Here is a 14,573-nt window from a genome sequence, read left to right as displayed (position 1 = left end):
CTAGCGGAAACCCGCATCTCACAGAGAGTTCCCGGTCTCGTTCAACCGCTCCTGGGCGCCAGTTGAACGTCCTCCGCACGCACTTCGGCCGCCTCATCCGATTTCTCGTACAAGGCGGCCGAATCGCTTGTCAACGCATATGTGATTGTTCAGCTTGAACGCACTGGATTCCTCGCGCTTTTCGTGTTACGAGGCCCTCCGATCGCGCATCGGCCGCAGGACCGGACGGTTCGACTTCCGCGTGCCGAGCTGTGTCGCGAGACCAGCGGGGGTGGGGAAGTTGAACAGGGACCGGATCTCGGCGTCGACACCGAGGGCCGCGCGAACCTGGACGATGAGTTCGGTCGCGAGCAGCGAGTGGCCGCCCAGGGCGAAAAAGTCATCGTCGACTCCCACCTTGTCCAGCCGCAGCACCTGGGCGAAGGCCTCGCACAGCGCGCGCTCCTCGCGGGTGTCGGGCTCCCGTCCCTGATTGGAGGGTCCGCCGGAGGTGAGGGTGCCGGGTGCGGGCAGGGCCTTGCGGTCGAGTTTGCCGTTGCCGGTCAGCGGCAGGGCGTCCAGGACGACGACCGCCGAGGGGACCATGTGCTCCGGAAGCCGCTGCGCCGCGAACTCCTTCAGCGACGTGGTGAGCCCGGCCTTCTCGTCGGGCTCCAGGTCGTCGGCGACGACGTAGGCGACGAGGCGGGTGCCGCCGGGGGTGTCCTCGCGGGCGACGACGGCGGCCTGGTCCACCAGCGGGTGGGCGGCGATCACCCCCTGGACCTCGCCCGGTTCGATGCGGTAGCCGCGGATCTTGACCTGGTCGTCGGCCCGGCCGAGGAAGACGACCCGGCCGTCCGCCGTCCACTTCACGCGGTCACCCGTGCGGTACATCCGCTCGCCCCGCTCGTACGGGTTGGCGACGAACCGCTCGGCGGTCACCGCCTCCCGGCCCACATATCCGCGCGCCACGCCGGCACCGGAGACGTACAGCTCACCGGCGGCGCCCGGCACGACCAGGTTCAGGCGGTCGTCCAGGATGTAGAAGCGGGTGTTGGCGATCGGCGTGCCGACCGGGACCGTCTCCCTGGCGACCTGTTCGGCGGTGAGCCGTGTGGTGGCGATGCCGATCGTCGTCTCGGTCGGGCCGTAGTGGTTGTGGACCGCGCGCTCGCCGGCGGCGGCCGTGAGGAGTGCGGTGGCCAGGGCCGGCGGGGTGGACTCGCCGCCCAGGACGAGGGAGCGCCTCGGCAGTACGGCCTCGATGCCCGCCGCCGTCAGCGCGGCCAGGTGCGAGGGAACGGCCTTGAAGTGGTCGATCCCGTGCTCGGCAAGGTAGGCGGCGACCAGTTCCGGGTCGGTGACCGCGCTCTCGTCCAGGATGTGGAGTTCACCGCCGGTGGCGAGGCTGGCGAAGACCACCGTGTTGCCGAGGTCGGTCGCCTGCGCCTGGAGCAGCGCATAACGCGCACCCTCGCCGCCGAAGCCGAGACGGCCGGGGACCGAGGCCGTGTAGTTCGCCAGGCCGCCATGGGTGACGGCGACGCCCTTGGGTTGGCCGGTCGAACCCGACGTGTAGATCACGTACGCCAGGGACCGCGGATCGACGGAACGTCCGGGGCTCTGGGCCGAGGCCGCGGCGAGCTGCATCTCGACGAAGGTGTCGTCGATCGCCACCAGACGCGAACGGCCCGCGGGCAGTTCGTCGAGGATCTCCTCCGTGGTCAGGGCCAGGGCGGCCCGGCTGTCGCGGAGCATGTACGCGATCCGGTCCGTGGGCTGCGCCGGGTCGATGGGCAGGTAGGCGGCTCCGGCCTTCCACGTACCGAGAATGGTCGCGATCATGTCGGCGCCGCGCGGCAGACACAGCCCCACCACCGACTCCGGACCGACACCCTGACCGATCAGGTAGTGCGCGATCCGGTTGGCCCGCACCTCCAGTTCCGCATACGAGACCGCCACGCCCTCAGCGACGATCGCCGCGGCCTCGGGAGCGGCGGCCGCACGCGCCTCGAACCGCTCATGGACCAGGCCCGGCCGGCCGTCGGCCGACGTATCGTTCCAGACGGTCAGGACCCGGTGCTGCTCCTCATCCGACAGAATGCCGACCTCGCTCAGGCGGCGACCCGGGTCCTGGGGCAGCGCCTCCAGGAGGGTCGTCCAGGCGGCGGCGATGCGGCCCGCCCAGGCGGCGTCGAACAGGTCGGCGGCCACGGTGACCGAGCCGCCGAGGCCGGCGGGGGCGCCCGTGGTGTCGAAGGTCTCCCCCACCATGACGTCGAGGTCGAACTTCACCGCGCGGCTGCCGGTGGACATGCCGCCGGTCCACGCGACGGCCGATCCGGCCGAGTCGAGGCCGGATTCCACGGTGTTCTGCTTGGTCAGGACGGTCTGGAAGAGGGGGTGGCGGGCCATGGAGCGGGACGGGGCCAGCTCCTCGACGAGCTTCTCGAACGGCACGTCCTGATGGGCCATGGCCGCCAGGCTCCGTTCGCGTACCTGGTGCAGCAGGCTCCGTACGGTCGGGTCGCCGGACAGGTCGGAGCGCAGGACCAGGGTGTTGATGAAGAAGCCGACGAGGTCGTCGAGGGCCTCGTCCGTGCGGCCGGCGTTCGCCGAGCCGATCGGGATGTCGGTGCCCGCGCCCAGCTTGGAGAGCAGCATGGCCAGGGCGGCCTGCAGCACCATGAACACGGTGACGTCTTCCTCGCGGGCCAGCCTGACGAGCTCGGCGTGCACGTGCGGGGGGACGGTGAGCGGGACGCTGTGGCCCCGGTGCGAGGCCTCGGCCGGGCGCGGCCGGTCGAAGGGCAGGTCGAGCTCTTCCGGTACTGCCGTCAGGGCCTCGCGCCAGTAGGCGAGTTGGCGGTTGATGACGCTGTCGGGGTCGTTCTCGTCGCCGAGGAGTTCGCGCTGCCAGAGCGTGTAGTCGGCGTACTGGACCGGCAGCGGCTGCCAGACGGGGGCCCGGCCCGCGGCGCGTGCCGCGTAGGCGGTGGAGAAGTCCCGGGCGAGGGGTGCCAGTGACCAGCCGTCGCTGGCGATGTGGTGGACCACGACCAGGAGGGCGCGTTCCTGTCCGGTGTCGAAGAGCGTCGCCCGGATCGGGATCTGCGTGGACAGGTCGAAGGCGTGCGCGGAGGCCTTGTCGACGGCCGTGGCCAGGTCCTCGGGTGCGACGGTGCGGCTCTCGGCGTGCCAGTCGAGCGTGTCGAGGGGGCGGACGTCCTGGTAGGGCTGGCCGTCGTCCGCCGTCGGGTAGACCGTGCGGAGTACTTCGTGACGGTCGATGACGTCGCGGAGGGCGGCGTCGAGGGCGTGCGGGTCGACCTCGTCGGTCGTGGTGACGGCGATCGGGCTGTTGTAGGTGGCGCCGGCTCCCTCCAGCTGGCCGATGAACCAGAGGCGCTGCTGGGCATAGGAGAGGGGAACCCGCTGCGGGCGGTCCCCGGCGGTGAGGGTGGGGCGTGTGCCGGCCGCGTCGTCGAGGCGGGCGGCGAGGGCGGAGACGGTCGGGGCGTCGAAGAGCACCCGGATGTCGAGGTCCACGCCGAGGACGGCGCGAACGCGGCTGGCGAGGCGCACGGCGAGCAGGGAGTGGCCGCCGAGGGCGAAGAAGTCGTCGTCGACGCCGACGGACTCGACGCCGAGGACCTGTGCGAACACCCCGCACAGGAGTTGTTCGCGCAGTCCCTGCGGGCCGCGTTCGGCGGGGTCCGCGGTTCCCTGGGTGTGAGGTGCGGGCAGGGCGGCGCGGTCCAGCTTGCGGTTGACGGTCAGGGGCAGGGCCTCGAGGGCGACGACCGCCGAGGGGACCATGTAGTCGGGCAGTCGCGCGGCGGCGTGGGCCTGGAGGGCCGCGGTGTCGGACGTGGTCCAGACGGTGGCGTCCGGGGCGGGTACGACGTAGGCGACGAGGCGCTTGTCGCCGGGGGTGTCCTCGCGGGCGATCACGGCGGCCTGGGCGACGGTGGGGTGCTCCGCCAGGACGGCGGTCACTTCGCCGGGTTCGATGCGGAAGCCGCGGATCTTGACCTGGTCGTCGGTCCTGCCGACGAAGACGAGCCGGCCGTCCGACGTCCACTTGGCGCGGTCGCCGGTGCGGTAGAGCCGTGATCCGTCGTCGGCGAGGTGGTTGGCGACGAACCGTTCGGCGGTCAGGCCGGGCCGTCCCAGGTAGCCGCGGGCCAGGCCGACGCCGGTGACGTACAGCTCGCCCGCGACGCCGGCCGGGGCCGGTGCCAGGAACTCGTCGAGGACGTACACGCGGGTGTCGAGTACGGGGGTGCCGATGGCGACGTCGTCGGCGAGCGGGTCGCAGCGCCACAGGGTGGCGTCGACGGTCGTCTCGGTGGGTCCGTAGGAGTTGAACAGGGTGTGGGTTCGGGCCCAGCGGGCCATGACGTCGGGCGGGCAGGCCTCTCCGGCGATGACGAGGATGGTGTCCGCGGGGAGGGAGGTCTCGTCGAGTGTGGCGAGGACCGCGGGCGGCAGGGTGGCGTGGGTGACGCGCTGCTCGGTGAGGTGTGCGGGCAGGGCGTCGCCGAGGCGGCGCTCGGGCGGGACGACCACGAGGGTCGCGCCGGAGAGGAGGGCCATGAGCCATTCCCAGCCGAAGGTGTCGAATCCGGCGGAGGCGAACTGGGCGACGCGGGCGCCGGGGCCGACTCCCAGGGATCGGATGTGGCCCTGGACGAGGGCGGCGACGCCGGTGTGCGGGACGAGGACGCCCTTGGGGCGGCCGGTGGAGCCGGAGGTGTAGATGACGTAGGCCGGGTGGGTCGGCAGGAGTGCCGGGGCGCTCGTGCCGGGGGTGCCGGTGGGGTTGGGGTCGGTGGCGAGGGCTTCGCCGAGCAGGGCCGTGTCGGTGCGGATGGCCGGGATCTTGGCGGCCGTGGTCTCGGAGACGAGGACGAGCGCGGGGGCCGCGTCGCCCAGCATGTAGGTGACGCGCTCGGCGGGGTAGTCGGGGTCGAGCGGCATGTAGGCGCCGCCGGCCTTGACCACGCCGAGCAGGGCCGTCATCAGGTCGACGCCCCGGTCCAGGCAGACGGCGACCACGGTCTCGGGGCCCACGCCCCGGCCGGTGAGGTAGTGGGCCAGGCGCTGTGCGCGGGCGTCGAGTTCGGCGTACGTGATCTCCGCGGTGGTGTCGGACACGGCGATCGCGTCCGGGGTGCGGGCGACGTGCGCGGCGAACAGGTCCCCGATCGTGGCGGGTTCGAGGTCGGTGGCCGTGTCGTTCCATTCGACGAGCATGCGGTGCCGCTCGGCCGCGTCGAGGGCGGGGACCGCACTGAGCCGGATGCCGGGTTCGGCGGTGACCGCGTCGAGCACCTGGGTGAGGCCGTCGACGATACGGCGTACGGTGTCGGGTTCGAACAGTTCGGCCGCGGCGGTGACCTCGCCGCGGACGCCGGCCGGGGCGCCGTCGGCGTCGAACGCCTCGCCGACGATGACGTCGAGGTCGAACTTGGCCTTCGCCGGGCCCGTACCGAGGGCGCGGACGTCGAGGCCGGGGAGCTCGACCACAGCCTCGGCCGTGTTCTGCAGGGTCAGCATGACCTGGAAGAGGGCGTGCCGTGCCAGGGAGCGGCTGGGCGCGAGCTCTTCGACGAGCCGTTCGAAGGGTACGTCCTGGTGGGCGAAGGCGGCGAGGCTGTTCTCCCGTACGCGGGCGAGGACGTCCCTGAACGTCGGGTCGCCGCTCAGGTCGGTGCGCAGGACGAGGGTGTTGACGAAGGAGCCGACCAGGCCGTCGAGGGCTTCGTCGGTGCGGCCCGCGTGGGGCGAGCCGATCGGGATGTCGGTGCCCGCGCCCAGCTTGGAGAGCAGGATGGCGAGCGTTGCCTGCAGGACCATGAAGGTCGTGACGCCCTCGGCCCGTGCCACGTGCGCGAGGCGCGCGTGGACGTCGGCGGGGATGTCCACCGGCACGCTGTGGCCGCGGTGGGAGGCGACGGCCGGGCGGGTGTGGTCGAACGGCAGCGTGAGCTCTTCGGGGGCTCCGGCGAGCGCCTGGCGCCAGTAGGCGGCCTGGCGTCCGGTCACGCTGTCGCTGTCGCGTTCGTCGCCGAGGAGTTCGCGCTGCCACAGCGCGTAGTCGGCGTACTGGACCGGCAGCGGCTCCCAGGTGGGCGCCTGGCCCGTGCACCGCGCCGCGTAGGCGAGGGACACGTCGTGGGCCAGGGGGCCGGTGGACCAGCCGTCGGTGGCGATGTGGTGCACGACGACGACGAGGACGTGGTCCTCGGGGGCGAGTTCGAGCAGGGCGGCGCGGATGGGGACCTCGTCGGCCAGGTCGAAGACGTGCTGGGCCGCCTCGGCGACCGCGTCGGAGAGTTCCTCCGGCCGTACGGTGCGGACGGACGGCTCCCAGACCAGGTCGTCGAGGTCGGCGATCCGCTGGTAGGGCTCGCCGTCGGCGACGGGGAAGCGGGTGCGGAGCACCTCGTGGCGGCCGATGACGTCCCGCAGGGCGGTGATCAGGGCGGGACGGTCGAGGCGGCCGGTGAGCCGCAGGCCCATGGGGATGTTGTAGGTGGCGCCGGGGCCTTCGAGCTGGCCGATGAACCACAGGCGGCGCTGCGCGAACGACAGCGGGGTCCGGGCGGGGCGCGGCAGGGGCGCCAGGGCGGCGCGTGCCGTCTCCGCACCGCCCAGTCGGCGCGCGAGCGCGGCCACGGTGGGGGCCTCGAAGAGGGTGCGCAGGGGCACCTCGACGCCGAGGACGGTACGGATGCGGCTGATGAGGCGGACCGCGAGCAGCGAGTGCCCGCCGAGGGCGAAGAAGTCGTCGTCGACGCCGACCGCGGGGCGGTCGAGGACGTGGGCGAAGATCCCGGCGAGGATCTCCTCGCGAGGGCCGGCCGGGCCTCGGCCTGGGCTCGTGCCGTCGCCGTGATCGGGGGTGGGCAGGGCCCGGTGGTCGAGCTTGCCGTTGGCGGTCAGGGGCAGGGCGTCGAGGGCCACGACCGCCGCCGGGACCATGTAGGACGGCAGACGGTCGGCGGCGTACCGGGCGACCTCGGCCGTGAGCGCCTGGTGGCCGGTGGGCCGGCCGTCGCCGGAGTGACCGGCGCCTCCGGGGTGACCGGTCTGGCCAGGGGTGCCGGTCGCCACCACGTAGGCGACGATCCGCCGGTCGCCCGGGCTGTCCTCGCGTACGACGACGGCGGCGCGGTCGACGTCCGGGTGGGCGGCGACGACGGAGCGGATCTCGCCGAGTTCGATGCGGTAGCCGCGGATCTTGACCTGGTCGTCGGTGCGGCCGAGGTACTCGATCCGGCCGTCGTCCTTCCAGCGCGCCAGGTCGCCGGTGCGGTAGAGGCGCTCGCCGCTGGTGGAGAACGGGTCGGCGACGAAGCGTTCGCCGGTCTGGGCGGGACGCCCCAGGTAGCCGCGGGCGAGGCCGGGGCCCGCGACGTACAGCTCGCCGGTGGCGCCGACCGGGACCGGTGCGAGAGAGCCGTCGAGCACGTAGGCGCGGGTGCGGGCGATCGGTGTGCCGATGGAAACGTCCTCGGCGTCCGGCTCGCAGCGCCAGCAGGTCGCGTCGACGGTGGTCTCCGTCGGGCCGTACGTGTTGAACAGGGTGCGGCCGCGCGCCCAGCGTCCGACCAGCTCCGGGGCGCAGGCCTCGCCGCCGATCTCGATGACGAGGTGCGGGGAGACCGCCTCCTCGTCGAGGCCCGCGAGGACGGCGGGTGGCAGGCTGGCGTGGGTGATGCGCTGTTCGGCGAGGAAGTCGGTCAGTTCCTTCCCGAGCCTGCGGTGCGCCGGTACGGGAACGAGGGCGGCGCCCGTGGTGAGCGCGAGCGCCCACTCCAGGCAGAAGACGTCGAAGCTGACCGAGGCGAACTGCGCCACCCGTGAGCCCGGCCCGGTGCCGAAGCGTTCCGTGGCGGCCGCGAGGGTGTTGGCGAAGCCGCCGTGGGTGAGCACGACGCCCTTGGGGCGGCCGGTGGAACCCGAGGTGTAGACGACGTACGCGGGATGCTCGGCGCGCAGGGCGACGTCGGGTGCCGCGGCCGGCAGCCGGTCGAGGGCGGCGCGGGTGCGGGCGTCGTCGACGAGGAGGACGGCGGCGTCCGTCGCGGGGACCCTGCTCCGGGTGGCGGTGGTGGCGAGGACCGCCATGGGGCGGGCGTCGCCGAGGATGTACGCGACGCGCTCGGCGGGGTAGTCGAGGTCGATCGGCAGGTAGGCTCCGCCGGCCTTGAGGACGGCGAGGAGCGCCGTCATCAGGTCGGGTCCGCGTTCCAGGAACAGCGCGACCACGGACTCGGGTCCGACACCGTGCTCGGTGAGGTGGTGCGCGAGCCGGTTGGCTCGGGCGTCCAGTTCGCCGTAGGTGAGGTCCCCCGTCTCCGTCACGAGCGCCACCGCGTCGGGCGTGCGGGCGGCGCGCTCGGCGAGCAGGTCGAGGACCGGTGCGGCCTCGGTGCGGGCCGTGGTGGTGCTCCACTCCCGCAGGAGCAGGTGCAGTCCTGCCTCGTCGAGTACCTGGACCGCCCCGAGGCGCGGTTGCTCGTCCTGGTCGAGTGCCGTCTCCAGGGCCGCGACGAGGTTGCGCGTGGCGGTCTCGGCCAGGCGGCCGACCATGCGGGGATCCACCGGGGCGACCGCGTCCACGGCCAAACCGATGCTGTCGCCGTGGTCGTCGACCGACAGGGCGAGCGGGAAGTTGTCCCGCTCCTGCGCGAACCGCAGGGTGATGCCGTCGAGTTCGCGCGGGGTGTCACGGCCGCCGGACAGGTCGGCGTGGTGGCGGTAGTTGAACAGGGCGGTGAACAGCGGGGTGTCGCCGTCGATGCCGCTGGCGCGCTGCGCCACCGCGAGGGGCGCGTGCTCGTGTTCCAGGAGCTCGGCCAGTTGGCCGCGCATCGCGGCGACGGCCGCGAGCACGCCCGACCCGTCGGTGCGCACGCGTACGGGCAGGGTGTTCATGTACGGGCCGGGGACGCGGTCGGCGCCCTGTCCCGCGTTCATGCGGCCGAACAGGATCGTGCCGAAGACGACGTCGTCGCGGCCGCTGACGGCGGCGAGGACCCGGGCCCAGACGAGGTGCATGACCGTGGCGGGGCTGGCGCCGACCCGGCGGGACACCTCGCGCAGACGCGTGGTGAGGTCGGGCGCGAACGGCACCTCGACGCGGACGGACGTGGCGCCGTCGCCGCGCACGTCGGCGATGCCGAAGGGGGCGGTGGGCTCGGTGACGTCGCCGAGGAGGTCGGCGAAGTACCGCTCGTGCTCGGCGCGCGCGACCGCGCCCCGAGTCTGGGCGACGAAGTTCCGGAACGGCAGCGGCGCGGCCAGTTCCCGGCCCCGGCCCGCCAGGATCGCCTGGACCTCGTGGAAGACGATCTCCAGCGCGGTGTGGTCACGGACCACGTGGTGCGCCCGCAGCAGACCGAGCCAGCGACCGGTGCCGGGAACCCGGGCCGCGTGCATCCGCAGCAGCGGGGCCTGGGTCAGGTCCATCCAGTTGCCGACGGCGGTCAGGAGCTGCGGCACCGGGTCGCCCTGGCCGTCGAGGACGACGTCGGTGACGGGCAGGGTGGCGTGCCGCCGCACGACCTGGACGGGCTCGCGCAGGCCCTCCCACACGATCGAGGTGCGGTAGATGTCGTGCCGGTCGACCACCTGCTGCAGGGCGTCCGCGAAGGCGTCGAGACGCTCGCGCGAGTCGAACTCGAGCACGGTCGGCATGACGTAGGCGTCGTCGCCGCCGTCGGCGAGGAGGTGGTGGAAGAGGAGACCCTCCTGGAGCGGGGCCAGCGGGTAGATGTCCGCGATGTTCGCCGCGCCGCCGTCGACGGTGGCGACGATCCGCGCGATCTCGTCTGCGGTGAGGTCGACGAGCGGCAGCATGTCGGGGGTGATCGTGGTCGCGTCGGCCGGGATCAGGTTGGCCGGGACGGCGACCTGGACCGCGCCCGCCGAGGCGGCGAGGCCGGCCGGGGTCGGAGCCTGGAAGAAGGCCCGCACCGACACGTTGACGCCCTGGTTGCGGAGCAGGGCGACGAGGCGGATGGCCAGCAGGGACTGGCCGCCGAGGGCGAAGAAGTCCTCGTCCACGCCCACGCTCTCGAGACCGAGGACCTCGGCGAAGGCCGCGCAGAGGATCTCCTCACGGGCGTTCGAGGGACCTCGGACCGCCATGTCCGCATCGTGCTCCGGAGCGGGCAGGGCCTCGCGGTCGAGCTTGCCGTTGACGGTCAGCGGCAACGCGTCCAAAACCACGACCGCCGACGGAACCATGTGGTCGGGCAGACTGCTGCCGACGAACTGCCTTATGGATTCTTGGAGTTGTTCCTGTGCTTCGGGGTCGGTGGGGACGGCGTAGGCAACGAGGCGAGTGTCTCCCGGGGTGTCCTCCCGTACGACCACGGCCGCCTGAGCGACCTGTGGATGCGCGGCGACCGCTGCCTGGACCTCACCCAGCTCGATGCGGAAACCACGGACCTTGACCTGCTCGTCCGTACGACCCAGGAACACCAGCTGACCGTCCCCGGTCCACTTCACCCGGTCACCGGAGCGGTACATCCGCTCACCCGAAACCGAGAACGGCGACGCCACGAAACGCTCCGCCGTCTGAACCGGACGATTCACATAACCACGCGCCACACCCGCACCCGACACATACAACTCACCGGCCACACCGACCGGAACCTCACGCAGCCACTCATCGAGAACGAACACACGGGCGTTGGGGACCGGGCCGCCGACCACGACATCCGCAGACGAGGAAAGACACGCGATTGAGGTGTCGACCGTCGCCTCCGTCGGACCGTAGAAGTTGAAGCCCTCCACACCCTCCAGAGCACGCAGCCGCTCCCACAGACCCCGCGCAACGGCCTCACCGCCCACACCGACACGGAAAGGATGCTGCTCAGCATCGAACAGACCCTCGTCCATCAGGACCTGCAGATACGAAGGAGTGACCTCGGCGAAGCCGATACGGGAAGCGGTCATCCACTCCACCAGACGACCCGCGTCCAGCCAGGTGTCCCCATCGACAACATGCAGCTCGTGCCCCGAGAACAGAGCGGAAAGCTGGTTCCACGACGCATCGAAGGACACCGACGTGGTCAGAGCGACCCTCAGCGGAGCACCCTCCGTCGCGAACACCGACCGGCCATGACTCTCGCACAGACCCACGACACCACCATGGGTGACGATCACACCCTTCGGCCGGCCCGTCGACCCCGACGTGTAGATCACATACGCCGGATGCTCCGGACGGACCACCACATCCAGCGGCCCCTCCCCCACACCCTCCAGCACCGTGGTGACCTGCGGATCATCCAGCAGAACGACCGGCACGCCCGACACCGGCAGCACCCCCGCCGTCACCGACGACGCCAGAACCACCACCGCAGACGCATCCCCCACCATGTACGCGATCCGCTCCGCCGGATACCCAGGATCCAAAGGCAGATAAGCCCCACCGGCCTTCAGCACCGCAAGCAGCGCGACGATCAGATCCGCACCCCGCTCCAGACACACACCGACCAGCGACTCCGCACCCACACCACGACCCACCAGATACCGGGCCAGACGATCGGCACGGGCGTCCAGATCCCGGTACGACAGCGACTCCCCCGCCGCAACCACGGCAACCGCATCCGGCGTCCGCGCCACCTGCGCCGCGAACAACTCCGGCAGCGAACCCGCCACCACCTCCACACCAGTGTCGTTCCACCCCGCCAGCTCCCGGCGATCGACCTCCCCCAGAACCTCGACCTCACTCAGCCGCAACCCCGGAGCCGACACCAAAACCTCAATGACCCTCACCCAACGCGCCACCAACCGCTCGGCCGACACCACATCGAACAGATCGGCCGACACCACCACCGAACCACGCAGACCCCCAGGAACACCCACCCCCTCGAAGACCTCCGTCACGGAAGCATCCAAGTCGAACTTCGCGCTTGAGGTGCCTGCCGGGAGTCCGGCGGTCTGCAGGTCCGGCAGGTCGAGGACGGCTTCGGCGGTGTTCTGGACCTTCAGCATCACCTGGAACAGCGGGTGCCGGGCGAGGGAGCGGGCCGGGGCGAGTTCCTCCACGAGCTTCTCGAACGGGACGTCCTGGTGGGCGAAGGCGGACAGGCTCGTCTCGCGGACGCGGCCGAGGACCTCGCGGAAGGTCGGGTCGCCGGACAGGTCGGTGCGGATGACGAGGGTGTTGACGAAGAAGCCGACGAGGTCGTCGAGGGCCTCGTCCGTGCGGCCGGCGTTCGCCGAGCCGATCGGGATGTCGGTGCCCGCGCCCAGCTTCGACAGGAGCATCGCGAGGGAGGCCTGCAGCACCATGAAGGGGGTGACGCCTTCGGCGCGGGCCACCTGGACGAGGTGGGCGTGGACCGGTGCGGGAACGGTCAGGGGGATGTTGTGGCCGCGGTGCGAGGGTTCGGCGGGTCGTGGCCGGTCCACCGGGAGTTCGAGTTCCTCGGGTGCGTCCGCGAGGACCGTGCGCCAGTGGGTGACCTGGCGGGAGATCAGGCTGTCGGGGTCGGACTCCTCGCCGAGGAGGTCCCGCTGCCACAGCGCGTAGTCGGCGTACTGGACCGGCAGCGGCTGCCAGGCGGGCGTGTCTCCGGTTCGGCGGGCGGTGTAGGCGGTGGACAGGTCGCGTGCGAGGGGTTCCATCGACCAGCCGTCGCCGGCGATGTGGTGCACGGCGAGGACGAGGGCGTGCTCGTCGGGGCCGGTGGTGAACAGCCAGGCCCTGACGGGGATGTCGGTGGTGAGGTCGAAGGGGTGGGCCAGTGCTTCGGCGATGGCGCGGTCGAGCTCGGCGGGGGCGACCTCGGCCACCGTCAGCGACCAGTCGAGGTCGACCGGGTCCAGGATCCGCTGGTAGGGCTCTCCGTCGGCGGTGCCGAACACCGTCCGCAGGACCTCGTGGCGGCCGATGACGTCGCGGAGGGCTGCGTCGAGTGCGGCGTGGTCGAGGGCGCCGGAGAGGCGCAGGGCGACGGGGATGGTGTACGTGGCGCCGGGGCCGTCGAGTTGGCCGACGAACCACAGGCGGCGTTGGGCGGAGGAGAGCGGGATCCGTGCGGGGCGGTGGGCCGGGGCGAGGGCGGTGCGCGCGGTGCCGTCGGTGTCGAGTGCGGCGGCGAGGCGGGCGGGTGTGGGCCGGTCGAAGAGAGTGCGCAGGGTCGTCTCGGTGCCGAGGACCGTACGGATGCGGCTGACGAGCCGGGTGGCGAGCAGGGAGTGGCCGCCGAGGGCGAAGAAGTCGTCGTCGGGTCCGACCTGTTCGAGGCCGAGGACGTCGGCGAAGACGCCGCACAGGAGTTCTTCGCGGAGGGTGGCGGGTCGTCGTGCGGCGTCGGTGGTGTGGTCGGGGGCGGGCAGGGCGGCGCGGTCGAGCTTGCCGCTGGGTGACTGGGGCAGGGCGTCCATCATGACGACGGCCGCGGGCACCATGTGGGCCGGCAGGCGGGCGGCGAGGAAGTCGCGTATGCCGGAGGGCGTCTCGGTGTGCGGTTGCGCGGGGACGACGTAGGCGATCAGGCGCCGGTCCTTGGGGGTGTCCTCGCGGGCGACGACGGTCGCCTGGGCGATGCCGGGGTGGGCGGTGGCCGTGGCTTCGATCTCGCCGGGTTCGATGCGGTAGCCGCGGATCTTGACCTGGTCGTCGGCGCGGCCGAGGTAGGTGAAGCGGCCGTCGGCGTCCTGGCGTACCAGGTCGCCGGTGCGGTACATCCGGGTGCCCGGGGTGAAGGGGGAGGCGACGAACCGTTCGGCGGTGAGGGCGGGGCGGTTCGCGTAGCCGCGTGCGAGGCCGGCGCCGGACACGTAGAGCTCTCCGGGGACGCCGGGGGGCACGGGGGCGAGGCGGTGGTCGAGGACGTACGCCTGGGTGTTGGGCAGGGGGCGGCCGATGAGGGGGCGTTCGCCGTGGGTGGTCTGGGCGGTGTCGTGGCACAGGACGTGCACGGTGGCCTCGGTGGGGCCGTAGAAGTTGAGGCCGAGCGTGTCCTGCGCGTCGTGGAGCCGCTGCCAGAGGGTGGTGCCGACGGCGTCGCCGCCGAGGAGGAGGGCGCGGGGGCGGTGGGTGGCGGTGTCGAGGAGGCCTTCGTCGAGGAGTTGTTCGGCCTGGACGGGGGTGAGGGCCATCAGGTCGATGCGCCGGGTGTCGGCGTAGCGGGCGAGTGCGGTGCTGTCGCGTCGTATGTCGTCGGGGACGATGTCGAGTTCGTGTCCGGCGACCATCCACAGGAGCGGTTCCCAGGAGGCGTCGAAGGAGAGGGAGTAGGTCAGTGCCACGCGCATGCGCGGTCCGGGGCGGTTGATCGGGCCGGTGCGCTGGAAGGCGGCGAGGTTGGAGAGGCCGCGGTGCGGGACGGTGACGCCCTTGGGCCGGCCGGTCGAGCCGGAGGTGTAGATGACGTATGCGGCCTGCTCGGGCCGGATCTCGACGTCCAGGGGGCCGCTGTCGGGGCCGTGGTGGCGGTCGGGGTCACCGAGGTCGCCGAGGCCGTCGGCGGCGGTGTCGTCGAGGAGGACGACGGGGGTGTCGGCGGCGGGCAGGACATGGGCCGTGCCGGGGGCGGCGACCAGGACGGCGGGGGCCG

At 72.3% G+C, this 14,573-nt stretch carries 1 protein-coding gene (cut by a window edge); it reads right to left on the bottom strand.

Annotation, left to right across the window (positions count from 1 at the left end):
* Window positions 1-186 precede the first annotated feature (186 nt).
* On the bottom strand, window positions 187-14,573 hold the 3' portion of the coding sequence (locus tag ACZ8ZB_RS34440; protein WP_470741737.1) for a non-ribosomal peptide synthase/polyketide synthase. The gene runs 4,897 nt beyond the window's last position; the window shows 14,387 of its 19,284 coding nt (coding positions 4,898-19,284); the start codon falls outside the window, past its right edge; the stop codon is at window positions 187-189.

It is taken from the genome of Streptomyces sp. 12E, assembly GCF_055633275.1.
The sequence above is the reverse complement of the archived record's forward strand: the minus strand, read 5'-3'. Positions and strand labels throughout refer to the sequence as shown.